We start from the raw sequence: 24,962 nt of genomic DNA, 5'->3' as shown, positions 1-24,962 counted from the left end.
GCCCCAAAAACAACATTCGTTGAAAGGCTCGAAAACCGTGGACAGCAATTGATAGTGGGCAAGCCACTGACTGTCCGATACTGTCAATTCTCACAGTTCATTAGAGTCATTCACGATAGCCCCAAGGCTTGATATCCCGAACCTGTCACCCGAGGAAAAACATCGGGTACAACGACAACACCAACAACCCCGCCATCGACCAGTTGAATAGCTTCAACCAGCGCGGCTCACGCAAGACATTGCGCAAGCCGGTGCCACACCCGGCCCACACGCACACACTCGGCAAGTTGACCACAGCAAACACCACGGCAATGATCAGCACGTTAGTGAAGTAACCTTCCGCCGGCGTATAGGTGGTGATCGCCCCCAACGCCATGACCCAGGCCTTGGGGTTGACCCACTGAAACACCGCAGCGGCGAGAAAGGTCATGGGCTTGCGCTTGCCGTCCGTGTCATCCGACATCGCGCTTGAAGTCGCGATCTTCCACGCCAGGTACAACAAATACGCCGCGCCGATGTAACGCAATGCGGTGTAGGCCCAAGGCCACGCCTTGAACACTTCCCCCAGGCCCAGGCCGACCGAAATCACCAACACCATAAAACCCACGCTGATCCCCAGGGCATGGGGAATCGAGCGGCGAAAACCGAAGTTCACTCCCGACGCCAGCAACATGGTGTTATTGGGCCCAGGGGTAATCGAAGACACGAAGGCAAACAGCGCAAAGGCCGACAGCAGGCTGGTGGACATGAACATGGGGCGTTATCCAGGCGATTTATTGTTGCACTGACAGTAGAGGGTTCTGTGGCGCCTCGCCCCGTACAGCTGGGGGCAGATCGAGAGATACAATTCCCGATCAACGATGCTCCATCCTCGTGCCCTGCCCCCGCACAAATGGCACGATCGCTATTTAGCGCTGGCGTAGAATCAAGCCAACGTCACGATCATATTCAGGGGACTGCGGACAATGCTCAGTGCTGATAATCGCGGCCGATGGCTATAGCGCAGGTGCTGATTAGAAAGTAATTGATTGGGCTGGATAGAAGAGCATATTGAGCACAAACAGAATCATCCAGAAGCCGATCTCCAGGGTTTCAGTAATAGGCTGGATACGCTTCAAAGCCCCGTACACATGCACCACAAACATCAATGAGAAAACTACGAACAGCATATCGAACGCATAACTAAAGCTGGTGCCCGTAGTTGCCGAGCGCAACATCGCCACTTCTACCACCAGGATAAACGCCCCCAGGCAGCGCCCAAAATAAATGGCCAGATGCTGATGCTCGGGAATCGTCCAGCGCATCGCCCGGGCCCAGGCAATCGGCGCGATAAAGATCGGCAAGGCAAAAAACAGGGTGGTGAAGAGCATCAGCGTGGTGATGTAATACTGGCTGTAGTGCGCATAGTAACCGAGCATCAGGCGATTCCTTATCCTTGAGAATAACCCCTTTGGGGTAGAGCCCAAGAATTACAGCCAGCAATACCGGTGTCCAATGTAAGCAGGTCGCGCAACACCAAAGAGAATGGACTTGGGTAAAGGGGATTACTACCTAAGATGCACTGTGTAATCCCCTACGCTGCCAAGGCGCCCCGGACGACAACAAAGTGTATAGCCTGCATCGCGGCGATATATGAGCCAGCTTGCGGGCAATAGCGATCTGAAGATCGTCATGGTCTGCAAGCCGACTACAAGGCGGGGGTTACCAGAAGCGCTGTTGGGTCAGGCGGCTCCACCAGGTCAGCAGTACCCGGTCTACCGAGCCGCTGGCCGCCAGGCCCACCCGCTCTTGTAGGCTTTTGCGCTCGGCATAGTGCAGGTGGAACAGTTCGGCGGTCTTGGCCCTGGTGGCCAGGTATTCGTCACTGGTCTGCAAGGCGTCCACCAGTTGCTTGTCCAGCGCCGCGACGCCCAGCCAGACTTCGCCGGTAGCCACTTCGTCAATGGCCAGTTGCGGGCGGTAGCGCGACACGAAGTTCTTGAACAGTTGATGGGTGATGTCCAGGTCTTCCTGGAACTTCTCCCGGCCCTTCTCGGTGTTTTCGCCAAACACCGTCAGGGTGCGCTTGTACTCGCCAGCGGTGAGTACTTCAAAGTCGATATCGTGCTTTTTCAGCAGGCGGTTGACGTTGGGCAACTGGGCCACCACGCCAATCGAGCCGAGGATGGCAAACGGCGCGCTGATGATCTTCTCGCCGATGCACGCCATCATGTAGCCGCCGCTGGCCGCGACCTTGTCGATGCACACCGTCAAGGGCACGCCCGCCTCGCGGATCCGCGCCAATTGCGAGGACGCCAGGCCATAGCTGTGGACCATGCCACCGCCGCTTTCCAGGCGCAGCACCACTTCGTCCTTGGGTGTGGCCAGGCTCAGCAACGCGGTGATTTCATGGCGCAGGCTCTCGGTGGCTGAGGCCTTGATGTCCCCGTCAAAATCCAGGACAAACACCCGTGGTTTGGCCTCGGGGGTTTTCTTCTGTTTTTTCTCGGCCTTGCCCTGGGACTTGCGCAGGGCCTTGAGCTGATCCTTGTCGAGCAAGGTCTGCTCCAGCCGCTCGCGCAGGCCTTTGTAGAAATCATTGAGTTTGCTGACCTGCAACTGCCCGGCATTCTTGCGCCGGCCCTTGCTGCGCAACGCCGCAAAACTGATCAGCACCACCAGAATGGCGACGACCAACGTAACGGTTTTAGCCAGAAAACTTGCATACTCAGCCAAAAACTCCATGGGACTCCTTACAGAAACGGTGCGCCAGGCGCGGATTGCCCCAGCATACCGATGGGACTGCCGGTGAGCCAGAGCTGAAACCCCTTGAAGCGGGCCTCTAACGAGCTTTTAAAACAAGCGTATGTTTTTTCATTGACAGCTTCCCGGCATCCTCATAACCTCGCCAGACTTTCAACGTACCGGGTGAACGGACGTGGGCAGCATCTATTTGATTCGACATGGCCAGGCCTCCTTCGGTGCAGACGACTATGACGTCCTGTCGCCCGTCGGTGTGCAGCAGGCCCAGGTACTGGGCAGCCACCTGGCGGACCTGGGCCTGACGTTCGACCGCTGCGTATCGGGCGACCTGCGCCGCCAGCAGCACACGGCCAACGCCGCGTTCGAAGCCATCGGCGCCCAAGGCTTGCCGGTGCCGCCCCTGGAAATCGACAGCGCCTTCAACGAATTCGACGCCGACGCGATCATCCGCGCCCTGCTCCCGGACCTGCTCGACAGCGAGCCCGAAGCCCTGGAAATCCTGCGCAACGCCCCACACAACCGTGGCGAGTTCCAGCGCATCTTCGCCCTGATCATCGAGCGCTGGCTGAGCGGCACCTATGACACGCCCGGCCTGGAAAGCTGGCTGGGCTTTGTCGAGCGCGTCCAGGGTGGCCTGCAGCGCCTGCTCGAGACTGCCGACAATTCCCACAAGATTGCGGTATTTACCTCTGGCGGCACCATCACCGCCCTGCTCCACCTGATTACCCGCATACCTGCCACCCAGGCTTTCGAGCTGAACTGGCAGATTGTCAACACTTCGCTCAACCACTTGAAGTTCCGTGGTCGCGAAGTGGCACTGGCTTCCTTCAACAGCCATACCCACTTGCAACTGTTGAAGGCGCCGCAGCTCATCACTTTCCGATGACTGCGGCCAACCGTGACCCCAAGGTCACTGGCACCACCCATAAAAGGATCGAACCATGACTGACGTAGCTAAAGCCGTAGAAGCAATGAAAGCCAAATTCAACCCAAGCGCTGCTGCCGGCGTGGACCTGGTGTTCGGTTTCCGTATCGACGATACCCAGAACTTCTCGCTGATCGTCAAGGACAGCACTTGCGAATTGCAAGAAGGCGAGAACCCTGACGCCCAGGTGACTCTGGTGATGGATGCTGAAACCATGAAAGGTATCGTCAGCGGCGAAACCGATGGCATGCAGGCCTTCATGGGCGGCAAGCTGCGCGCCGAAGGCGACATGATGCTGGCAATGAAGCTGAGCGAATTGTTCCCAGGCTGATCCAGGGCAACCTGGGTTGACCAATCCCGCCTACCCAGGCGGGATTTTTGTTTATGCCTGTGGCGCTCATTCATTTGCAGAATGAAGTCCAGAGGAATCTTCGTTTGCACCCAAGGGCACCGCCCAACAAAATCTGGCTCACGGCCCATACCACCGTTATCGCAGCCAGGAATTTTTCTATGCCTACCCCTCGCCATATCAGCCCCGACGACATCCGCAAAGACTTCTCCAGGGCCATGTCCGACATGTACCGCGAGGAAGTACCGCTGTATGGCGCGCTGCTGGAGTTGGTGGCCCAAACCAATGCCCGGGTACTGGCCAGCGATACCGACCTGGCGCAGCAACTGCAGCGCACCGGTGAAATCCAACGCCTGGACATGGAGCGCCACGGCGCCATCCGCCTGGGCAGCGCCTATGAGCTGGCAACCATCCGCCGCCTGTTTGCGGTGATGGGCATGCAACCGGTGGGCTACTACGACCTCACCCCGGCCGGCGTGCCGGTGCATTCCACCGCCTTTCGCGCGGTGCATGAAAGCGCCTTGCAGGCAAGCCCGTTCCGGGTCTTTACCTCGCTGCTGCGCCTGGAACTGATCGAAAACCTTGAACTGCGAGCCTTTGCCGAAGCCGCCCTGGCCAAGCGCTCGATCTTCACCCCACGAGCCCTGGCGCTGATAGAGCAAGCTGAAACCGACGGTGGCCTGAATGCCAGCGATGCCCAGGCCTTTGTCCAACAAGCCCTGGAAACCTTTCGCTGGCACCACACCGCCACGGTCAGCGCAGCCCAGTACCAGCAACTCAGCGACCAGCACCGGCTGATTGCCGATGTGGTGGCCTTCAAGGGCCCGCACATCAATCACCTGACCCCACGGACCCTGGACATCGACCGCGTACAAGCCGACATGCCCGGCAAAGGCATCACCCCCAAAGCCGTGATCGAAGGCCCGCCCCGCCGCCAATGCCCGATCCTGCTACGCCAGACCAGTTTCAAGGCCCTCGACGAAGCCATCGCCTTTACCGATGCCAAGGGCAGCCACAGCGCCAGGTTTGGTGAAATCGAACAACGTGGCGTGGCCCTGACACCCAAAGGCCGGGCACTCTACGACCAGTTGCTCAACGCCGCGCGGGATGAACTGGGCGCCTTCCCCAACGAAGCCAACGCCCAGCGCTACACCGAACTGATGGCGCAGCATTTCCAGGCCTTCCCGGATAATCACCGGGCCATGCGCGAACAAGGGTTGGCGTTCTTTCGCTACTTCGTGACCGACACGGGCCGCGCAGCCGACAAGAGCCCGCAACCCAATCTGGACGCACTGCTTGCGGCCGGCTGCGTGGCAATCGAACCATTGGTGTACGAGGATTTTCTGCCGGTCAGCGCGGCGGGGATTTTCCAGTCGAACCTGGGCGATGCGGCGCAGAGTCACTACACGGCCAACGCCAACCAGGCCGAATTTGAACAGGCCCTGGGCCGCCGGACCCTTGATGAATTGCAACTGTATGCAGACACCCAGCAGCGCTCGATCGACGCTTGCCTACAGGCGCTACGCACCTAGAAAAGAGAGTTCGCCCGACACCACAACGCATTCCATGCGCAGTCAACGTGCCCCAGGGTCGGGCGAACGGTTGGGATAATAGGCAGTGGAGGGGCTGCTGTCCTTCGGTCAATTCTGAACAAATATGGACACCCCCGCTCCCAACGTTGGCTAGTGCCCCTTGGTCTGTTCCAGTTGTTCGACGATTTTATCTTTGATCAACAGGCGTTTCTTTTTCAGGTTCTCTACATCATCGTCATTGGCACTTGCGGATTCTGCTTCCAGCACCTCCTTGTCGGCGACGTCATACTGGGTGAGCAATACATCTAACCGATGGTGGCTTGCCCGACGCTGCTGAACGTCTTCCTTGCTCAACCCCAAATCCTGATAAAGATCATGTTTCACTGGCATGAAGTACCTCCGCAAGTTAATCAATGACTGGTACACCTTGAAGCTAGCCCATCCATGGGCCTCTTGTCATGCCCAAGGTCAATTCCCCTGGCCCAGTTCCCGTGCGAGGAACGGTGCGGTGCGGCTGGTTTTGTTCTGGGCGAGGTGTTGGGGCGTGCCGCTGGCGACGACTTTACCGCCACGGTCGCCGGCGCCTGGGCCGATGTCGATGACCCAGTCGCTCTGGGCCACCACGCGCATTTCGTGTTCGACCACGATCACCGTGTGACCGGCGTCCACCAGGTGGTTGAGTTGCAGTAGCAGGCGGTCGACGTCACGAGGGTGCAGGCCGGTGGTCGGCTCGTCGAGCACATACAAGGTCGCGCCCCGCGCGGTGCGTTGCAGTTCGGTGGCCAGCTTGATCCGCTGGGCCTCGCCGCCGGACAGTTCCGTGGCCGGCTGGCCCAGGCGCAGGTAACCCAGGCCGATGTCGCGCAGGACTAGCAACGCACGCAGTACGCCCGGTTGTTCGGCGAAGACGTCCACCGCCTGCTCGACGGTCAAGCCCAGCACCTGGGCGATGTTCAGGCCCTGCCAGGTAATCGCCAGGGTCTGGGGGTTGTAGCGCGCGCCGTGGCAGATGGGGCATGGTGCGTAGACGCTGGGCATAAACAGCAATTCGACGCTGACAAAACCCTCGCCCTCGCAGTTCGGGCAGCGGCCCTTGGCGACGTTGAAGGAGAACTGCCCGGCATCGTAGTGGTGTTTTTTCGCCGCCGGGGTGGCGGCGAACAGCTTGCGCACGTTATCGAACAGGCCGGTATAGGTCGCAAGGTTGGAGCGCGGGGTGCGGCCGATGGGCTTCTGGTCCACCTGCACCAGGCGGCGGATCTGCTCCAGGCCCGCGCGGATGCGCCCGCCGCTGGTTTGCGGTGCGTCTTCCAGATCGGGCTCGTCGTCGCTGACCACCACCCGCCCCAGGCCCTCCCCCACCAGGTCCAACAGGGCCTGGCTGACCAGGCTGGATTTACCCGAGCCGGAAATCCCCGTCACCGCGGTAAAACAGCCCAGGGGGAAGTCCACGCTCACCCCGTCGAGATTATTGCGGCTGACCCCTTCCAGGCTGAGCCAGCCACTCGGCGCACGGTGCGAGGTGTTCAACGGGCGCGGCTCGGCAAACAGGTACTCGCGGGTCTGTGACGCTTCAATCTGTGCCAGGCCCGCCGGTGGGCCGCTGTATAGCACCTGGCCGCCTTGCTCGCCGGCTGCCGGGCCGACATCGATCAGCCAGTCGGCGCGGCGCATGGTTTCCAGGTCGTGCTCCACCACAAACAGCGAGTTGCCGGCGGCTTTCAGGCGTTCCAAGGCAGTGAACAAGGCTTCGCCATCGGCCGGGTGCAAGCCCGCCGACGGTTCATCCAGCACGTAGATCACGCCGAACAACTGCGAGCCCAATTGCGTCGCCAGGCGCAGGCGCTGCAACTCGCCAGAGGACAGGGTCGGCGTGCTGCGCTCCAGCGACAGATAGCCCAGGCCCAGGTCGGTCAGGGTGCTGACCCGCTCCAGCAAATCCTGGGCGATGCGTTGGGCGGCCAGGCGTTTTTCTACCGAGAGTTTTACCCGCCCCTTGCCCTCGGCCACCGGGCGTAAAAGCTGTGCCAGTTGCAACAACGACAGCTGCGACAACTCGCCAATATCCACTCCGGCGAATGTCACCGACAGCGCAGCCTTGGTCAGGCGCTTGCCCTCGCACAAGGGGCACGGGCTGCCTTGCATGAACTGCGCGACACGCTTTTTCATCAGCGCACTCTGGGTGTGGGTGAAGGTGTGCAGGATGTAGCGCCGGGCGCCGCTGAAGGTGCCCTGGTAACTGGGTTCGAGTTTGCGCTTGAGGGCGTCGCGGGTTTGCGCCGGGGTCAAGCCGGCATACACCGGCACCGTGGGCGTGTCCTCGGTGAAGAGGATCCAGTCACGCTGTTTTTTCGGCAGCTCGCGCCAGGGGACATCGACGTCATAGCCCAGGGTCACGAGGATGTCCCGCAGGTTTTGTCCTTGCCAGGCCAGCGGCCAGGAGGCGACGGCGCGTTGGCGAATGGTCAGCGAGGGATCGGGCACCATCAGCGCCTCGGTCACCTCATACACGCGGCCCAGGCCGTGGCACTGCGGGCAGGCGCCCTGGGGCAGGTTGGGCGAGAAGTCTTCGGCGTACAGCATCGGCTGCCCCGGCGGGTAGCTGCCAGCGCGGGAATAGAGCATGCGAATCAGGCTGGACAAGGTGGTCACGCTGCCCACCGATGAGCGCGTGCTCGGCGTGCCCCGCTGCTGTTGCAAGGCCACGGCGGGCGGCAGGCCTTCGATCGAGTCCACATCCGGCACGCCCACCTGGTCGATCAGGCGCCGGGCATAGGGCGCCACCGACTCGAAGTAACGCCGCTGCGCCTCGGCGTACAACGTGGAAAACGCCAGGGACGACTTGCCCGACCCCGACACCCCGGTGAACACCACCAGGGCATCCCGTGGGATGTCCACATCGACATTGCGCAGGTTGTGTTCCCGGGCGCCCCGCACCCGGACAAAACCGGGGCGCGCGGCAGGCAGATCGGTGGCAGGCGGCAAGTGGCGCTGTGAAGTCATGGTCAACCTTATAGGAGGCGGCAAGTCCAGTGGTGGATCCGGCACCTTGGCAAACGTTCAATCGCAGTGGTTTATCCGCGTGGTCAGCACCGAGCGTACCTGTTGCGTCAGCTCTTCGGGGCTGTAGGGTTTGCCCAGCAGATGTATTTCGCTGCCCAGCAAGTGGTCGCTGGAAAGAATGTCACGGGTATGCCCGGAGGTGAACAGTACCGCAACCGGCGGCTGTTGCGCCTTGGCCCACTCGGCCAGGTCGGTGCTTTTGATTCGCCCCGGCATCACCACATCGGTGAAGATCAGGTCCGGCCGCAAGCCGGTGCGCAGCATCAGCATCGCATCATCGCCATCCTCGGCGGTGAGCACTGTGTAGCCGGACTGTTGCAGCAACTCCACGGCCGCGCCGCGCACACCTTCGTTGTCCTCCACCACCAGGATGGTTTCCCGGCCGCCTTCTTGCAGTGCCACGGCGGCAGGTGCCTCCTGGCTTTCCGGCTCAAGGCTGTGGGGAAAGTACATCTGCACCACGGTGCCCTGCCCTGGCTCGCTGCTGATCTGCACGTGCCCGCCGCTTTGCTTGACGAAACCAAACACCATGCTCAAGCCCAGGCCGGTGCCGTGACCGTCCGGCTTGGTGGTAAAGAATGGCTCGAAGACCCGCCGCAGCACCGCCGGCGGCATGCCCGCCCCGGTGTCACTGACCGACAGGCGCACATATTCACCGGGGGCAATCCCGTTGCGGCTGCCATCCTCGGGTGACAGGGTGATGTTTTCACCGGTGATGCGGATCACCCCCTCGCCCTTCATGGCATCCCGGGCATTGATCGCCAGGTTGAGCACGGCGTTTTCCAACTGATTGCGATCGACATGGATGCACCATGGATCTTGCGGTAATTGCACATCGATCTGGATGGTTTCCCCCAAGGCCCGCTGCAGCAATTCACCCAGGCCTTCATAAATGCGCCGGGGGTTGAACACCGCCGGTGACAGGGGCTGGCGCCGGGCAAAGGCCAACAGTTGCGAGGACAGCTTGGCGCCGCGCTCGACAGCCGCCAGGGCGGCACCGACGCGCCGTTGTACCTGGGGATTGTCCCGTTCATGGCGGGCCAGCAAGTGCAGGTTGCCGGCAATCACCTGCAGCAGATTATTGAAGTCATGGGCCACGCCCCCGGTCAGCCCGCCAATGGCCTCGAGCTTTTGCGACTGGCGCAACTGGTCCTCGGCGGCCGAGCGCGCCTGGACTTCGGCAGCGACGCGCTGCTCCAGGTTATGGGTGAGTTTGAGCAGGGATTCTTCGGCAATCTTGCGCACATGGATATCAATGATCACCCCCGGAAAACGCAGCGGCCGCCCGCCCGCATCCAACTCGCAACGCCCACTGGCCAGTACCCACAGATAGCTGGCGTCAGGGCGCCGCACGCGAAACTCGACGTTATACGACCCACCGGTTTCCAGGGTGCGGGCAATCAGGCGGTTGACCCGCGCCAGGTCATCGGGGTGGATGATCTGGGTGGCAACGGCAATGGACAGGCCCTGCTCCACGTCATCCATAGACAGGCCCAGGGTGCGGGCAAAACGCTCGTCGCCCGACAGCCGATCCGGCAGCACATCCCAGACAAAGGAGCCCAGCAGCGCCCCGGCATTGAGCGCCAGTTGCAAGCGCTCGTCCGCCACGCGGTAAGCGCCCTCGGCTTCCTGGCGCAAACGCTCGGACAGCACATGCGCGGTGGTTTCCACGACAATCGCCAGCACCCCGGCCGGCTGCTGGTCGTCACCGGCCACCGGGCTGTAATAGAGGTCGAGCCACAAGTCTTCGGGGCTGCCATTGCGCAGCAGCATCAAGGCCTTGTTGCGATAGGACAAGGTGCCGCCAGCCAGGCAGGTGTCCATGACATGCCGGTTGAAGTCGGCCACTTCCGGCCAGCCTTGCTCCACCGGCACGCCCAGCAGAAACGGGTGGCGCCCGCCGGCGAACACTGAGTAACTGTCGTTGTAGATCATGTGCCCGGCGCGCCCCCAGAGCATCACCATCGGCACCGGCGAAGCCAGGAGCATCTGCACGGCGCAGGTCAGGCTGGTGGACCAACTGTCAATCGAGCCCAGGTCCGTGGTCGACCAGTCAAAGGCACGAATCCTTTGGGCCATTTCACCGCCCCAGCCGTCACAACCATGGGTATTGGATAAAAATTGCATGGATCAACTCGGTGCAGAGAGAGGGCAGTCGCCAATGTTGGAGCATAGCCGGACGCGATGGTTTCACTGCATCTGCGAACCATTGCAGGAGCAAGCTTGCCGGCGATGGTCGTTAACCATGGCGTGGGCCCTAGGTGTTCTTGCTGGCAAGCCTGCACCCACAGAGGATAGCGCTCCGCGCGCAGGCTCTGCCCGTTACACCACGATGGCCGCAGGAAGGTTGCCCCCCTCAGCGGAAATCCCGGCTACGCACGCTGATCCCCGCCAACAGCGGCGTCAGGTCGCTCAAGCGGCCAGCGATCAAATGGCGCACTTCGCCTACCGCTTCCCAGCGCCCATCCACCTTGAGCAGCCGTGAGCCCACCAGCACCTGGCGCTGACGCTCGGCCAGGTCGCGCCAGACCACCACGTTGATGTTGCCAAACTCATCTTCCAGGGTCACGAAGGTCACGCCGCTGGCGGTGCCCGGTCGCTGGCGCCCGGTGACCAGGCCGGCAACGCTGACATTGCGCCCATGCTCCACCGCCTGTAGCTCCTGGGAACTGCGACAGCGCCGTGCGCGCAGTTGATCACGCAGCAGCGCCAAGGGATGGGGCCCCAGGGTGGTGCCCACGCTGGCATAGTCGGCGTACAGGTCTTCGCCGACGCTGGGGGCCGGCAGTTGCACCGCCTCTTCCTGCGGGCTCGACACCCCGGCAAACAAGCCCAGCTGTTTTTCCACCCCGGCCACGTCCCAGCGCGCCCGATGCCGGTGCCCGGCCAACTGGCGCAAGGCCCCGGCATCTGCCAGTAGTTCCTGGGCCCGGCTGTCCAGTTGGGCGCGTTCACCCAGGTCGGCGATAGTCGCAAACCTGGCGCCCTGGCGAGCTTTTTCGATACGCCGGCCCTCTTCTTCGCGAAAGCCGCTGATCATGCGCAACCCCATGCGAATCGCCGGTTGCTGGCCGTCGATGGGTTCCAGGCTGCAATCCCAGTCACTGGCGGTCACGTCCACCGGGCGAATCTGCAATTGATGGCGGCGTGCGTCCTGCAGGATCTGGTCCGGGCTATAGAAACCCATGGGCCAGCTGTTGATCAGGGCACAGGCGAATGCCGCCGGTTCATGGCATTTGAGCCAGCAACTGGCATAGGTCAGCAAGGCGAAACTGGCCGCGTGGGACTCCGGAAAACCGTAGCTGCCAAAACCCTTGATCTGCTCGAACACCTGGGCGGCGAAGGCCTCGCTGTAGCCGTTTTTGAGCATGCCGGTGCGCAGCCGCTGGCGATGGGGCTCCAGGCCGCCATGGCGCTTCCAGGCCGCCATCGAGCGGCGCAACTGGTCTGCTTCGCCAGGGGTGTAGTGCGCCGCGACAATGGCGATCTGCATCACTTGCTCCTGGAACAGCGGGATACCCAGGGTGCGCTTGAGTACCGCCTCCAGCTCGGGCGACGGATAGGTCGTAGGCTCTTCCTTGTTCCGCCGCCGCAGATATGGATGCACCATGCCGCCCTGGATCGGCCCGGGGCGTACGATGGCCACCTCGATCACCAGGTCATAGAACGTCTTGGGCCTGAGCCGGGGCAGCATGGACATCTGCGCCCGCGATTCGATCTGGAACACGCCTATCGTGTCGGCGCGGCTGATCATTGCGTAGGTTGCCGCATCGTCCGGGGGCACTGTCGCCAGCGTCAGGTCGCGATGGCGATGGCGGCGCAGCAGGTCGAAGCAGCGGCGGATCGCGCTGAGCATGCCCAGGGCGAGGATATCCACCTTGAGTAGGCCCACCGCGTCCAGGTCGTCCTTGTCCCACTGGATGATGGTGCGCTCGGCCATGGCGGCGTTTTCCACCGGCACCAACGTGTCCAGCGGCTGCTCGGAAATCACGAAGCCGCCGGGGTGCTGGGACAGATGGCGCGGAAAGCCGATCAGTTGTTGGGTCAGCCCCAGCACCCGCCGCAATACCGGGCTGTCCGGGTCGAAACCACCCTCGCGCAAGCGTTCCAGGGGCGGCGCCTCATCGCTCCAGCGCCCACAGCAATCGGCCAGCGCGTTGACCTGATCCGGTGGCAGGCCCAGGGCCTTGGCCACATCCCGCACTGCGCCGGCACCGTGGTAGCTGCTGACCACCGCGGTCAAGGCCGCGCGACGCCGGCCATAGCGCTGGAACACGTATTGCAGCACCTCTTCGCGGCGTTCGTGCTCGAAGTCCACGTCGATGTCCGGTGGCTCGTTGCGTTCGCGGGACAGGAAGCGTTCGAACAGCATGTTCATCCGCCCCGGGTCGATCTCGGTGATGCCCAGGGCAAAGCACACTGCCGAGTTGGCCGCCGAGCCACGGCCCTGGCAGAGGATCGAACGGCTGCGGGCGAAGCGCACGATGTCGTGCACCGTCAAAAAGTAGCTTTCGTAGCCCAGTTCGCTGATCAACTGCAGTTCATTATCGATCTGCTCCAGGGTCTTGGCTGGCGCGCCCTCGGGCCAGCGATGGGCGATGCCCTCTTCGGTCAAGGCACGCAGCCAGGATTGTGGGCTCTGCCCTTGCGGCACCAACTCCCTGGGGTATTGATAGCGCAACTGGCTCAGGTCGAAAGTGCAACGGCTAGCAATGTGCAGCGACTCCGCGAGCAAGTGCGCCGGGTACAGCGCGCGCAGGGCCTCCAGGCTGCGCAGGTGCCGCTCGCCATTGGGGTGCAGGCGCTGGCCGGCCTGCGCCACCGGCAGGTGGTGGCGGATGGCGGTCATGGTGTCTTGCAAGGCGCGCCGGCTGCGCACATGCATATGCACATCGCCACAGGCCACGGCCGGCAGGTGCAGGCTGGCGGCCAGTTGCAGGCGCTGCGCCAGGCGGCGGGCATCGTCCTGGGCGCAATGCAGCTCTACCGCCAGCCATAGCCGCCCGCTGAAGGTCTCGCACAGCCACTGGCCGTCGGCAGGCGTATCGCCCTCCTCGGCCAGCCACAGCACCAGCAACCCCGGCAGCGGGTCGGCAAAGTCTTCGCGCAACAGGCGGTACTGGCCTTTTTCGGCACGCCGCCGGGCCAGGGTGATCAACCGGCACAGGTGCTGATAGCCCTGCAGGTTCTCCACCAGCAACACCAGTTTCGGGCCGTTTTCCAGGCGCACCTCACTGCCGACGATCAACCCCAGCCCGACCTCCTTGGCCGCCTGCCAGGCGCGCACGATACCGGCCAGGGTGCATTCGTCGGTGATTGCCAAGGCCTGATACCCCTGCTGTTTGGCGCGCTCGAACAACTCGCGGGCACTGGACGCGCCACGCTGGAAGCTGAAGTTGGACAGGCAATGCAGTTCGGCGTAGCCCTCCATCATGCAAACCAGCCTTGCAGCCACAACCCGGCGCTGTCGCCCACGGTGCGATAGGCCCAGCCTTGCTGCCCGGCGCGAGTGCGCACCAGGTAGTAATCGCGGCGGATATCGGCGCCATCCCACCAACCGGATTCGATACGCTCCGGGCCCAGCAGGATCTGGATGCCCTGCTCGGCCAGCAAGGTCGGTTCGTTGAGCAGCCAGCCAGGGCGTTGCACCGGGCTCAAGGCTGGGCAGGCGCGGCTGTCGGCGCCCGGCAGCCAGGCACACTCGGGGCGGTGGTCAGCATTAAAGCGCAGGCCCTGCACCGCCTCATCCCCCAGGCGCGCCCGCAGACGTTCGCGCAATTGCACCCACGGCAGGGTTTGCTGCGGGCGCTCATCGAACAGGTCCTGGCGCTGTGGCACAAACACCGGCAGGTCCTCGGCCAGCAGGCGCAGGCCACGCACCGGTGCGGCCACTTGCACCTGCTCCAGGCGGCCACGGGCCAGTTCAAACAGCATCGAGGGTTCGCGCTCAGCACTCAGCAGGCCCACCGTGATCACGCTGTCTGGCGCCTCGGCATGCTCCAGGTGCAGGGCAAAACGCTGCACGCCACTGTCGCGGCCACAGAGAAACGCGGCGAGGTCGCCAGTCAGGCGCCGCAAGGGAAACAGCAACGCCTGGTGGGACTGCACATCGAAATTCAATTCGATGCGCAGGTCAAACCGATCCGGCGGCTGATAAAAATCCAGGCCCAGCGGCCGCAGCCCGGTCAAGGCATCCAGGTGCTTGAGCAACCCGGCGTCGAAGCGCCTGGCCAAGGTATGCCGGGGCAACGCCTGGACCTGGGCCAGGGTCCGCAGGCCCATGCGCGACAAGGCTGTGGCGGCTTGCGGGTCGATGCCGACGCGATCGATCGGCATCGGCCCAAGGGCTTGCTGGAGCGCCTCGGCATCGGCCACCGCCAGGCCATCGTAGGCATTGGCCAACACCCGCGCGGCGGCCGGGTTGGGGGCGGCGACGATACGGTGGCGAAAGCCCAGGTCGCTCAGTTCCTCGCGCAAGCGTGCTTCCAGCAGCGGCCACGGCCCGAACAGGCCCAGGCTCGATTCGATTTCAAACAGCAAGGCCCGTGGATAGAACACGCTGACCTGGGAACTGAAACGGTAGGCCCAGGCCGCGAGCAGTTGTTGGCAGCGCTCGATATCCACCGGGTCGTATTCGACGCAGGCAAAGGCCTTGGTCAGGGCATGGGCCGCCGTCAGGGATAGGCCGGGGCGCAGGCCCAAGGCACGCGCGGCGCCATTGACGGTTTGCAGCACCCGGCGTTGCGGCGGGCCGGCCAACAACGCCAAGGGTTGCTCGGGCTCGGGACGTCGACGCAAGACCCCGTCCAACGCCAATTGCGGGAAGACAATACACACCCAGCGCATATCAACCTCAGTGCCCGCTGGCCAGGGCAATGGGTGCGGGATGGGCCAGGCCACCGCGGCACTTGAGCACCCGCACCTGGCTCGGCTCGACGGCCAGGCGCAGGGCGGCCGGTGACGGGTTGATCGCCTCGCCCATGGCCCGCCAGGCAAACGCCAGGGTCTGGCCGGTCTCGGCGGCCACCTGCAAGCGGCGCAAAGCCCGGTCATCCGCCTTGCGCGGCCAGCACAGCACCGCGCCGCAACTGCCGGAGCGCAGGCACTGCTCGGCCGCCCACAAGGCATCGCGCTCATCGGCCTGGATCACCGAGAGCTGGCGCAGGTCCACCCCGGCGTTCTGCCAGGCGTGGGGGTATGGGGTATACGGCGGCGCCACCAGCACAATGCGCTCGCCGGCCGCCGACAGCCGCGCCAGGGTCGGCCAGACCAGTTGCAACTCGCCCACGCCCTGCTGGGCCACGAGGATTTCACTCAAGGCCGCCGGCGGCCAGCCACCGCTGGGCAACACCGCATCCAGGGCCACCAGCCCGGTGGGATACACACTGGCCGGCGGCGAGGCCTGCCGCCCCTTCCACACCCGCCCGCCATTGAACAGCGAGTCCAGTGCAACCACGGCGCCCATCACCCTTGCCTCACCAGGCCACAGAACACGCCTTCGATGGCCAGGTCCTGGTCGGCACGGACCACGATAGGTTGATAGGCCGGGTTGCGCGGCAACAGGCGCACGCTGTGGCCCATCCGCTCGAAGCGCTTGATGGTGACCTCGCCGTCCAGGCGCGCGACCACGATCTGCCCGTTCAGCGCCTCGGCACTGCGGCGCACGCCCACCAGGTCGCCATCGAGGATGCCGTCTTCGATCATCGAGTCACCCTGGACCCGCAGCAGATAATCCGGGACCCGGGCAAAGGTCGCCGGGTCCAGCATCAGCCGCGCATGCACTTCGGCGTCGGCGCCGATGGGCAGGCCGGCGGCCACGCGGCCCAGCACCGGGACCTCCAGCCATTGCGGGCGCGCCGGTTGATTGAGCAGGCGAATACCCCGGGCCTGGTTCGGGTTGACCTCGATAAACCCGGCCTCGGTCAGCGCCAGCACGTGTTTGCGCGCCACACTGCGCGAAGCAAAACCGAAGGCCTCGGCGATCTCGGCGAGGCTGGGGGACTGACCTTGCTGCGCGATACGTTCGCGGATGAAGTTCAGGATGGCGGAGCGGCGGGGAGTGAGAGTCGTCATGGAGTACATTTGTACTCCTGTGGGAAATTTCTGACAATAGCCGCCAGTCAGACAAACACCTTGGCGGCTCCGACAAGGGTGGGCGGGGTCAGGGCTTGCGCTGCAACACCCGATCCATGATGCGGTCGGTCTTCAAGGCCTCGATCGCCAGTGCCGGGTGTACGCTCTCGCCACGGATATGCGCGTTCATGCCCAGCACGTGATGCCACTGGATATGGGGGTGATGGGCAATATGCAGGGTCTGGCTGACCTCGGCCTCAAGGTGCAACGGCTGCTCGTCGAACACTGCAAAGCTGATCCGCCCTTTGCTACCGATCAACTCGACCCGGTCTTCACGCCGGTCCGCCACAAAGTTCCAGCAGCCCATCCCCAGCGCGCCCGAGCTGAAGCTCCAGCAGGCGGTGACCGCATCTTCCGCCGCATAGCGCCCGGCCTGGCGCGCGGTATACCCCGTGACCTCGACGATATCCCCCGCCAGGTACTGGAACAGGTCGAAACCATGGCTGGCGAGGTCGGCAAAATAACCACCGCCGGCAATCGCCGGGTCGGTGCGCCAGTTGCTGGCGTTGGTGTCCGTGGGCGATGGCGGCTTGCACAACGTCCAGCTCAGGTGCCGCAACTCACCGATGCGCCCTTCTTGCAGCCAGGCACGGACCTGCTGGAAGCGCGGCAGGGAACGGCGGTAATAGGAAACAAACAGATGCAGCCCGGCCCGCTCGAAGGTGCGCTGCATCAACGCGCTCTGCTCGGCATTCAGCGACATCGGTTTTTCTACACAGCAATGCTTGCCCGCCGCTGCCACCAACAGGCTGTACTCCAGGTGGCTGTCGGGTGGCGTGGCGATGTACACCGCATCCACTTCGGGGTCATCGATCAGCGCCTGGGCATCCGTGTAAAAGCGGGCAATCCCGTGGCGTGCCGCATAATCGCGCACCGCTTCCTCGCGACGCCCCATCACGGCCACCAGGGCCGAGCCTGGCGCTTTGTAGAAAGCGGGTCCACTCTTGAGTTCAGTAACACTGCCACAACCGATCATGCCCCAGCGGATGGTGCTCATCAGACTTTCCTTCAGCGGTATTTTTTCAGTCGGGCAGTATCGGCGTTTTCCTGCGTGGTCTCCAGCCTCCCCCTATAAAGACCTAGCATGACAATTGCATTACACTTTTATGACAATCATCCAGCTGCGGGGGCACAGACGATGAAAATACGCGCAACGGTGATTTGCGAACACGAGGGGCACATTCTGTTCGTGCGCAAGGCCAGGTCGAAATGGGCATTGCCCGGGGGCAAGGTCGAGCGCGATGAGCGCCCGGTCGGCGCGGCCGAGCGGGAGTTGCAGGAGGAAACCGGGCTGAACGTGGATGGGTTGCTGTATCTACAGGAATTGAAAGCCAGTGACACGCTGCATCACGTGTTTGAAGCCTCGGTGGTGAACATCGACCAGGCCCGGCCCTGCAATGAAATCATCGATTGCCAGTGGCATGCCTACAGTGCGTTGGAGCAACTGGACGCCACCGACGCCACCAAGCGCATTGTGCGCTCGTTTCTGCGCCGGCTCTGACGCCTAGCCGAATGCCGCAAACCCACGGCGCCCGGCCTTGAGCTCGGTGCGCAGCTCGCCGATCAGGTTGGAGATGGCACGGATGCTATCCAGGCCCTGGGGCGACACGCCGGTCAACAGCAGGTCGACGCGACCGGACTCCGGTTCAAAGACACGGATGGTCAAGAAACCCTGGGGGTTGACGCTACAGTCGCACGCCAGCGGGACGAAACCGGACGCCATGATGCGGCTCAACTCAACGATCGGAATCATCCTGGGCACCCTTGCTCGCACATGACGCGATGGACGTGATCCATGCAGGGTAGATCAGGTTGTGCAACGCGTGTAGGCAATCCTACGAAAGTGTTAGCTACCCCACACTTTTCCCCGAAAGCGCCGGCGCAATGACGCCAGAAAAACCACGAACACTTATCTGCCAAGCAGGTATGAAGGTCAAATCCCGGGCAAAAAAAATCCCAAGTAGCTGATGGAAACTTGGGATTTAAAAATGCATAAACCGTGGGAGGTGAACGCCCGGTCATAATAACCACCGAGACAACCTGTAACAAGTTTATTATTAGCCTTTCGTCGGATTGAAACAGCGCTAAGTCATTCAATAACCACACATTTTTCATGGTTCGCGATATCTTTAGTGCCACTTTTTGGTGCAACTTCCAAACTTGCCGGGTTAAAACCCTAATAACTATCAGGTTAATAAACCAGTCTGCAGCGTGTCTATCTACGCGCCAGTTTGTAGCGCACGCACTCTTCATAAAAACTCGAACGCACCGCCGTCGGCTTGAGCCGCGAGGGGCTGTCATAAGTCTGCTCGGTGATGCCCATGGCCATCATGCGCATCCACGACTTGTCGAACTTGTACCGCTGGATCTTCTGCCGCGCCGCATACAACGAAACGCCAGCCAACTTCAGCTCCTGGGCCCTGGCCGCCGTACCCGCGCCCCAACTGCACATGTACCGATCCCCTTCACGCAGCGCCTTGCCCTGGGCTGCCGCTGCCCCGCCCGCCAGGGCCAAGGCAATCAGCGTGATTTTTACGTTGCGCATTGGCATCCACCTAACCACCTGAAAATAAAAGTGATTTTGGCGAAACATGCGGCAGATGGGGGCCAGCAAAATGCCTTCTTGGCGATCTCCCCTTCCCGCGCGGGTTGCCGCCCTACCAGCGGCTGACCATAATCGCGCCCCCCTACCCCCCTCACGCAAGGAAATGCCGTGAAGAAGTTTCTTATGTTGGCCCCACTGGTCTTACTGCTGCTGCAAGGTTGCGGCGTGACCATGACGCAATACGAGCCCAATTTCGACAACGTCCAGCGCCTCAAGCAGACGCCAGCGCTGCAACCCATCAGCCAGGCCAAGGTTACTGCCGCCTCGGGCCAGGGTTCGTTGATGGTCCGGGCCAATCCGATCAGCTCGCCCACCGGCAGTATCCCGGCCCATGTGCAGGCGGCGCTTACCCAGGAACTGTCCCTGGCCGGCCTGCTGAATCAAAGCGCGCCGCGGCGCCTTGACGTACTGCTGGTGAAGAACGAGCTGACAGCTGGCGTGGGTTCCGGCCACGGCACACTGGCCGCGCGCTTTACGTTGCTCAAGGATGACGCCGTGGTGTACGACGCCACCAAGGAAGTGACCAGCGTATGGTCCAGTTCATTCTTCGGCCCCATTGCGATTCCGAATGCGGCGAATGCCTATAACCCGCTGGTGCGTGACTTGCTCAAGGCCTTGTACAGCGATCCGCTGTTCATTCAGGCACTCAAGTAAAAACCCGGGTAAAAAAAAGGGAGCCGGTCAGCCGGCTCCCTTTTTTTGCGGCCAAAATCAGGCCCGCGGCACACCGGCATCCAGTGCCGAGTACTTCAGGTTATTGCTCTCGACCATCTGTTTGAGCAGCGCATTGACCTGGCGCGTGAAGGTATCGGTCACCGCTTCTTTTGGCGTGTAGGCCATCATCGGGATAAACCAGATACCCAACCAGGTGTTGATCGCATCGTGGTTGCTGCCTTTGCTCAGCGCCTGGCCCTGTGGGTCCAGGGCCTCCAGGCTCATGGTGTACTGGTCGGTACCCAGCGCCGGGATAATGGTGAAGGTGAAGCCGCTGATAAACGCCAATGCCATCTGACCGCCACCTGGCGGATGGTTGTAGACCTTCAGGCGCAGGCTGTAGTCGCCCGGCTGCTTCTGGAACTCATCCAGGGTCACGCGGCCGAACAGGCCGGAATCGGTGAGGATCTTTTGCAGTTGCGGACGCAGCATGTCCCGCGCCTGGGGGACTTCGGCAGCGGCAGCGTTGGTCGGTTCGCCCTGATAGAAATCAAAGTCGACATAGACGTTCGGCTTGTTGGCGAAGCTCGCCTTCGATGGCAGGGTGACTGGCGCGACTTCGTCCTTGGTGAAGCTGGCGCAGCCACTCACTGCCAACATCATCAGGGCCAACCCCAGCATTTTTCCAATGTGCATTACGACTTCCTTAGTTGATGGAGCGTCTCCATGGCCGGAGGTGCTGGGGGCGGATAATAGAGAGTCAACGGCCCGGGTAAAAGGCCGCCGTAGGAAAAATCCTCACTCGTTATCGGCATTTACCACTGATACGTCGCACTGGCCTGCACCGTGCGTTGCGAGCCGTACCAGCACCACGAGTACGAATAGCAGGACGCCACGTACTCTTTGTCCGCCAGGTTGGTGGCGTTCAGCGCCAGGCGCAGGTTGTCGCCCAGGGTGTTGATGTGCGGGATGTCGTAGTGCACCGACGCATCGAACAAGGTGTAGCCGGGAACCTTCAAGGTGTTGGCCGTATCGCCCCAGGACGAGCCGACATAACGCGCACCCGCGCCGACGCCGAAGCCCTTGAGGTTGCCGTCATGCAGGGTGTAGTCGGCCCACACCGAAGCGGTGTGGCGCGGCACAGCGTAGGTGGTGGTGCCCTGGGTCGGCACGGCCGGGCCTACGCCGATGTCGGTGATCGGCGCGTAGCGCACGGTGCTGTTGGATTTGCTGATGCGGTTATCGAGGTAGGCATAGGCCGCCGTGATATCCAGGTTGTCGTTGAGGCTGGCCTTGCCTTCGAGTTCAAAGCCACGGGAGCGCACTTCACCGTCCTGGACCTGGCAGCGACCGTTGCCACACAGGTGGGTGGGATCCGGGTCCATGGTCGGCACGTTGTTCTGGCGCAGGTCGAAGATGGCGGCGGTGATAAAGCTGTTGCTGCCTGGCGGCTGGTACTTGATGCCGATTTCGTACTGCTTGCCTTCGGTGGGCTTGAACACCGAACCGCCGTAGCCGGTACCGGTTTGCGGCGAGAAGGATTCGGAATAGCTGGCGTAAGGCGCCAGGCCGTTATCAAAGAGGTAAACCACGCCCAGGCGGCCGGTGAAGGCCTTGCTGTCCAGGGAGGATTTGGTTTTCTTGCCGTCGGTCAAGCTCAACGAGCTGTTATCCGTGCTGGCCCAGTCATAACGACCGCCCATCAACAGTACCCATTTATCCCACTTCGCCTGCTCCTGCAGGTACACACCGGTCTGCTCGCTACGCTGGGTCGCGTCGCTGGAAAATGCCGGGGTGGTCACCGGCGCACCGTACACCGGGTCGAAAATATCCAGGTCCGGTCCCTTGCCGTAACCGGCCTTGGTATCGACGCTGGTGTTCTGGTAATCAAGCCCCATCAACAGCGTGTGCTGCACCGGGCCGGTGTCGAACTTGCCCTGCAACTGGTTATCCAGGTTGTAGGCGTCCATGTCGACATCGGTGGCGATGGTCGAGCGGTTCAAGGTGCGGTAATCGGCCTGCAGGTTGCTGCTGTAGATACTGCGGTAGATCCCTTCGCTGCGCATATAGCGGGCGTTCTGGCGCACGGTCCAGACGTCGTCGAGGTGATGCTCGAAGGCATAGCCGATGGAGTAATGCTCGCGGTCACTCTTCTCGAAGTTTTTCTCGCCATCGTAGAAATCGACATCGATCTTGCGCCCCAGCGGGCTGTGCAACACCGAGCCCCACGCCGGCATCGAGCCGTAGGAAGCTCCCTTGGGATCCTTCTGAAAATGCCCCAGCAGGGTCAGCGAGGTGTCCTCGTTCGGGCGCCAGGTGAAGGCCGAGGACAGCGATTGACGACGGGTCTCGGTGTGCTCCACCTGCCCGTCGGCATCGTCGAACAATCCGGCGACGCGGTAGGAATACACCCCTTGCTCATCCAGCGGGCCGCTGAGATCGAAGGTGGTGCGCTTTTTGTTGAAGGTGCCGTACTCCACGCCGACTTCATGGAACGGCGTATCCAACGGGCGCTTGGTGACCATATTGATCACGCCACTGGGGCTGCCCTGGCCGTACAACACCGAGGCTGGGCCGCGCAGGACCTCCACGCGCTCCAGGTCGAAGGCATCCTTTTGCGGCGAGGCATCGCGGCTCGATGCCACGCGCAGGCCGTCGAGGTAAGTCACCGGCGAGAAGCCGCGAATGGTCAACTGGTCCAGGCGCGAGGCGGTGGCGCCACGGGTTTCCGGAACAACCGCGGCGCTGTAGCGCAGGATCTGGTTGAGGCTCTCGGCATTCTGCGCACGCATCTGGTCTTTGGTGACCACCGAGATCGATTGCGGGGTCTCGATCAGCGCGGTGTCGGTCTTGGTGCCCGACAGGCTGCGCGTGGCCACATAACCGGACACCGGGCCGACGGGGCTTTCACTTTGAGCAGCGCCGCTGATGGTGGTGGCCTGCAACTCCACCGAGCCATCCGCCTGGGGAATCGGCTCGATACGATAGCGCTGGGCAGACAGCGCCTGGGCACGCAAACCGCTGCCCGCCAGCAACTGGGCGAGTGCCGCGTCGCTGCTCAACTGCCCATTCAAACCACTGCTGCGCTTGCCGCGGGTCAAGACCGGATCAAAGGCCAGGACCAGCCCGGCCTGTTCGGCAAAGCCGTTGAGGGCCTGGCTCAGGTCACCGGCAGGGATCGAGAAATGGCTGCTTTCATCAGCCCATGCGGTGTGAATGGTCAGGGGCACAGCGGCAAAAGCCATCGCCACTGACAGCGCCAGCGGGTGCAACGGACGAGCAAAGCGTGACATGAGAGGTCCTGGAAAAGAGGGTTCTATATTCCATGACGGCCATGTCGGGAAATCGGGTATGAATGAGACCGGTTTTTATTTGAACGGGCGTCTTCAGGCAGATCAGAGGGGCTTGATCACCACCAGCAGGTCGGTGAAATACTCCACCTTGATCGGCAGGTTATCCGCCAGGGTCGCCAGCGCCGCGTCGCTGTCATCGAGCTTGAACACCCCCGACACACGCATCCCGTGCAACGCCTGGGCATCAAACCGCATCACCCCATGGCGATAGCTGGCCAGGGTTTGCAGGACTTCGCTCAACGGCCGGTCATCCACCGTGAGCAAGCCCCGGGTCCAGGCCGCCGGGTCGCCGCTGCCGACCGCTTGCGCTGGCTGGGCGTGCCCCTGCCTGAGAATCGCGCGCTGGCCTGCCGTCACCTTCACGGCCTCGCTGTCAGTGCCTTTGGCGGCCACCGCTGACTCGATCACCGTGACCACGGTCGAGCCATCCACCGCACGCTGCACCAGGAAACGCGTGCCCAACGCGGTCGCCGTGCCCTGATCGGTGCGCACCACGAACGGCCGTTGCGCATCCTTGGCCACCTCGACCCACATCTCGCCCTTGAGCAATTCGATCACACGCTGTTGGCCGTCGAACTTCACGTCCAACGCCGAGTTGCTGTTGAGCTGCACCTGGCTGCCATCGGTCAATACCACCTGACTGCGCTCGCCGACGCCGGTGCGTTGGTCGGCCATCCACAGCGGCAGTTGCTCGACGCTCGCCCAGCCGGCCACCAACACCCCCAACAACGCCAGGGCTTGCCCGCCGCGCACGGCGTACCCGGCTTTGCGTGGAATGAAGGCTTGCTTCAACGCCAGGCGTGCAGGTTCCGCAGGCAGTTCATCGAGGCTGCCCCACAACGCCCCCATGCGCTCGAAGGCCACCCGGTGGCGTGGATCGGCCGCACACCAGGCTTCAAATGCCTGACGGTCGGCGGCGCTGACGTCCTCGTCATTGAGCAACGCCAACCATTGCGCTGCCTCGCTGACAATCTGTTCGGCGGGCATCAGAGCGGGTCCGCGCCATAAAGGGTCTGGTAGCAATGCACCAGCGCGCTGGAGATGTAGTTTTTCACCGTGCTGGACGAGACCTGGAGCTGGGCCGCGATTTCACTGTAGGTCAGCCCATCCAGGCGACTGAGCAGGAACGCCTCGCGGGCCTTGTCCGGCAGGCCGGCGAGCATCAGCGCAATGCGTTCCAGGGCCTGCAACGCCACATGAATAGTCGCAGGGTCAGGCATGCCGACGTCTTCGTATTGGATGGCCAGGGCTTGCATATAGGCTTTCTCGATCTTGCGCCGCCGCGCACCGTCAATCAGCAAGCGCCCGGCAGTGGTCGCGAGAAATGCCCGAGGCTCCTGAATGTTGTGGGGCTCGGCCAGCAGCAACACCCGCACGAATGCATCCTGGGCCAGGTCCGCCGCATGCTGCGAACAGCCGAGCTTCTTGCGCAGCCATCCCTGGAGCCAGGAATGGTGGTCGCTGTAGAGCGCGGTGAGTGTCTGCTGGCGGCGGGCTGTATCACAATCGGCCACGGGAAAGTCATGCATGCGCAAAAATTTCTCAAACAAGAAAGATTACCAATCGCGCAAACGATGACAGTAAAACGATGGCAGAGCAAGGGCCC

At 62.5% G+C, this 24,962-nt stretch carries 22 protein-coding genes; 5 read left to right on the top strand and 17 right to left on the bottom strand.

The genetic code is table 11. The annotated features are described in order from the left end of the window. Nucleotides 1-145: 145 nt before the first annotated feature. The 3 genes from ACSSVH_RS11225 to sohB all read right to left on the bottom strand — a co-directional run bounded on the left by ACSSVH_RS11225 (nucleotide 146) and on the right by sohB (nucleotide 2,724). Complete coding sequence (locus ACSSVH_RS11225) at nucleotides 146-754, bottom strand: LysE family translocator (RefSeq protein ID WP_169956967.1); 609 nt, start codon at nucleotides 752-754, stop codon at nucleotides 146-148. A 259-nt stretch (nucleotides 755-1,013) separates the two neighbouring features. Then, nucleotides 1,014-1,418 carry a hypothetical protein gene (locus ACSSVH_RS11220; protein WP_169956966.1) on the bottom strand — a complete coding sequence of 135 codons (405 nt, stop codon included), beginning with the start codon at nucleotides 1,416-1,418 and terminating at the stop codon, nucleotides 1,014-1,016. Nucleotides 1,419-1,701: 283 nt separating this feature from the next. Further along, nucleotides 1,702-2,724 carry a protease SohB gene (gene sohB / locus ACSSVH_RS11215; protein ID WP_170043213.1) on the bottom strand — a complete coding sequence of 341 codons (1,023 nt, stop codon included), beginning with the start codon at nucleotides 2,722-2,724 and terminating at the stop codon, nucleotides 1,702-1,704. Between the two features lie 193 nt (nucleotides 2,725-2,917). Between sohB and ACSSVH_RS11210 the strand changes: the two genes are divergently transcribed. The 3 genes from ACSSVH_RS11210 (at nucleotide 2,918) to hglS (ending at nucleotide 5,548) form a co-directional block, all read left to right on the top strand. Further along, on the top strand, nucleotides 2,918-3,628 hold the full coding sequence (locus ACSSVH_RS11210; RefSeq protein WP_169956964.1) for a histidine phosphatase family protein: 711 nt from the start codon (nucleotides 2,918-2,920) through the stop codon (nucleotides 3,626-3,628). A 55-nt stretch (nucleotides 3,629-3,683) separates the two neighbouring features. Further along, nucleotides 3,684-3,998 (top strand): SCP2 sterol-binding domain-containing protein, encoded by a 315-nt coding sequence (locus tag ACSSVH_RS11205; RefSeq protein ID WP_172314911.1) that lies wholly within the window; start codon nucleotides 3,684-3,686, stop codon nucleotides 3,996-3,998. A gap of 179 nt (nucleotides 3,999-4,177) precedes the next feature. After that, on the top strand, nucleotides 4,178-5,548 hold the full coding sequence (gene hglS / locus ACSSVH_RS11200; RefSeq protein WP_169956962.1) for a 2-oxoadipate dioxygenase/decarboxylase HglS: 1,371 nt from the start codon (nucleotides 4,178-4,180) through the stop codon (nucleotides 5,546-5,548). A gap of 150 nt (nucleotides 5,549-5,698) precedes the next feature. On the opposite strand, the gene ACSSVH_RS11195 is transcribed toward hglS, so the two are convergent. From ACSSVH_RS11195 to ACSSVH_RS11160, 8 genes are all read right to left on the bottom strand, one after another. After that, nucleotides 5,699-5,938 carry a DUF465 domain-containing protein gene (locus ACSSVH_RS11195; protein WP_032857259.1) on the bottom strand — a complete coding sequence of 80 codons (240 nt, stop codon included), beginning with the start codon at nucleotides 5,936-5,938 and terminating at the stop codon, nucleotides 5,699-5,701. Nucleotides 5,939-6,016: 78 nt separating this feature from the next. Further along, complete coding sequence (locus tag ACSSVH_RS11190; RefSeq protein ID WP_169956961.1) at nucleotides 6,017-8,551, bottom strand: excinuclease ABC subunit UvrA; 2,535 nt, start codon at nucleotides 8,549-8,551, stop codon at nucleotides 6,017-6,019. A gap of 57 nt (nucleotides 8,552-8,608) precedes the next feature. Then, nucleotides 8,609-10,738, bottom strand: coding sequence for a hybrid sensor histidine kinase/response regulator (locus tag ACSSVH_RS11185; protein WP_492634547.1), 2,130 nt, complete (start codon nucleotides 10,736-10,738; stop codon nucleotides 8,609-8,611). A gap of 229 nt (nucleotides 10,739-10,967) precedes the next feature. Continuing rightward, nucleotides 10,968-14,066, bottom strand: coding sequence for an error-prone DNA polymerase (locus ACSSVH_RS11180; RefSeq protein ID WP_432755614.1), 3,099 nt, complete (start codon nucleotides 14,064-14,066; stop codon nucleotides 10,968-10,970). Further along, nucleotides 14,042-15,457 (bottom strand): Y-family DNA polymerase, encoded by a 1,416-nt coding sequence (locus ACSSVH_RS11175; RefSeq protein WP_169956957.1) that lies wholly within the window; start codon nucleotides 15,455-15,457, stop codon nucleotides 14,042-14,044. The genes ACSSVH_RS11180 and ACSSVH_RS11175 overlap by 25 nt, the downstream gene beginning before the upstream one ends. A 7-nt stretch (nucleotides 15,458-15,464) precedes the next feature. After that, nucleotides 15,465-16,076: a translesion DNA synthesis-associated protein ImuA gene (gene imuA, locus ACSSVH_RS11170; RefSeq protein ID WP_492634546.1), complete on the bottom strand. Its 612-nt coding sequence runs from the start codon at nucleotides 16,074-16,076 to the stop codon at nucleotides 15,465-15,467. Beyond that, nucleotides 16,076-16,693 carry a transcriptional repressor LexA gene (gene lexA, locus ACSSVH_RS11165; RefSeq protein WP_169956955.1) on the bottom strand — a complete coding sequence of 206 codons (618 nt, stop codon included), beginning with the start codon at nucleotides 16,691-16,693 and terminating at the stop codon, nucleotides 16,076-16,078. Before lexA ends, imuA begins: the two co-directional genes overlap by 1 nt. A 79-nt stretch (nucleotides 16,694-16,772) precedes the next feature. After that, entirely contained in the window at nucleotides 16,773-17,741 is a 969-nt protein-coding gene (locus ACSSVH_RS11160) for a Gfo/Idh/MocA family protein (protein ID WP_169956954.1), read from the bottom strand. Between the two features lie 141 nt (nucleotides 17,742-17,882). Between ACSSVH_RS11160 and ACSSVH_RS11155 the strand changes: the two genes are divergently transcribed. Further along, nucleotides 17,883-18,245: an NUDIX hydrolase gene (locus ACSSVH_RS11155; RefSeq protein ID WP_169956953.1), complete on the top strand. Its 363-nt coding sequence runs from the start codon at nucleotides 17,883-17,885 to the stop codon at nucleotides 18,243-18,245. Between the two features lie 3 nt (nucleotides 18,246-18,248). On the opposite strand, the gene ACSSVH_RS11150 is transcribed toward ACSSVH_RS11155, so the two are convergent. Then, nucleotides 18,249-18,497 (bottom strand): DUF1652 domain-containing protein, encoded by a 249-nt coding sequence (locus tag ACSSVH_RS11150; protein WP_169956952.1) that lies wholly within the window; start codon nucleotides 18,495-18,497, stop codon nucleotides 18,249-18,251. 462 nt (nucleotides 18,498-18,959) lie between these two features. Beyond that, on the bottom strand, nucleotides 18,960-19,289 hold the full coding sequence (locus ACSSVH_RS11145; protein WP_170043206.1) for a hypothetical protein: 330 nt from the start codon (nucleotides 19,287-19,289) through the stop codon (nucleotides 18,960-18,962). A gap of 168 nt (nucleotides 19,290-19,457) precedes the next feature. Between ACSSVH_RS11145 and ACSSVH_RS11140 the strand changes: the two genes are divergently transcribed. Further along, nucleotides 19,458-20,003, top strand: coding sequence for a hypothetical protein (locus ACSSVH_RS11140; protein ID WP_169956950.1), 546 nt, complete (start codon nucleotides 19,458-19,460; stop codon nucleotides 20,001-20,003). Between the two features lie 57 nt (nucleotides 20,004-20,060). Here ACSSVH_RS11140 and ACSSVH_RS11135 read toward each other — a convergent pair whose 3' ends face one another. The 4 genes from ACSSVH_RS11135 to ACSSVH_RS11120 all read right to left on the bottom strand — a co-directional run bounded on the left by ACSSVH_RS11135 (nucleotide 20,061) and on the right by ACSSVH_RS11120 (nucleotide 24,885). Then, nucleotides 20,061-20,699, bottom strand: a complete 639-nt coding sequence (locus ACSSVH_RS11135; RefSeq protein ID WP_169956949.1) for a hypothetical protein — start codon at nucleotides 20,697-20,699, stop codon at nucleotides 20,061-20,063. A gap of 119 nt (nucleotides 20,700-20,818) precedes the next feature. Beyond that, nucleotides 20,819-23,296, bottom strand: coding sequence for a TonB-dependent siderophore receptor (locus ACSSVH_RS11130; RefSeq protein WP_492634545.1), 2,478 nt, complete (start codon nucleotides 23,294-23,296; stop codon nucleotides 20,819-20,821). A gap of 102 nt (nucleotides 23,297-23,398) precedes the next feature. Then, nucleotides 23,399-24,343 carry a FecR family protein gene (locus ACSSVH_RS11125; protein WP_492634544.1) on the bottom strand — a complete coding sequence of 315 codons (945 nt, stop codon included), beginning with the start codon at nucleotides 24,341-24,343 and terminating at the stop codon, nucleotides 23,399-23,401. Further along, complete coding sequence (locus ACSSVH_RS11120) at nucleotides 24,343-24,885, bottom strand: sigma-70 family RNA polymerase sigma factor (RefSeq protein ID WP_492634543.1); 543 nt, start codon at nucleotides 24,883-24,885, stop codon at nucleotides 24,343-24,345. Before ACSSVH_RS11120 ends, ACSSVH_RS11125 begins: the two co-directional genes overlap by 1 nt. Nucleotides 24,886-24,962 lie beyond the last annotated feature (77 nt).

This window comes from Pseudomonas sp. HC1(2025) (assembly GCF_058742075.1).
The sequence above is the reverse complement of the archived record's forward strand: the minus strand, read 5'-3'. Positions and strand labels throughout refer to the sequence as shown.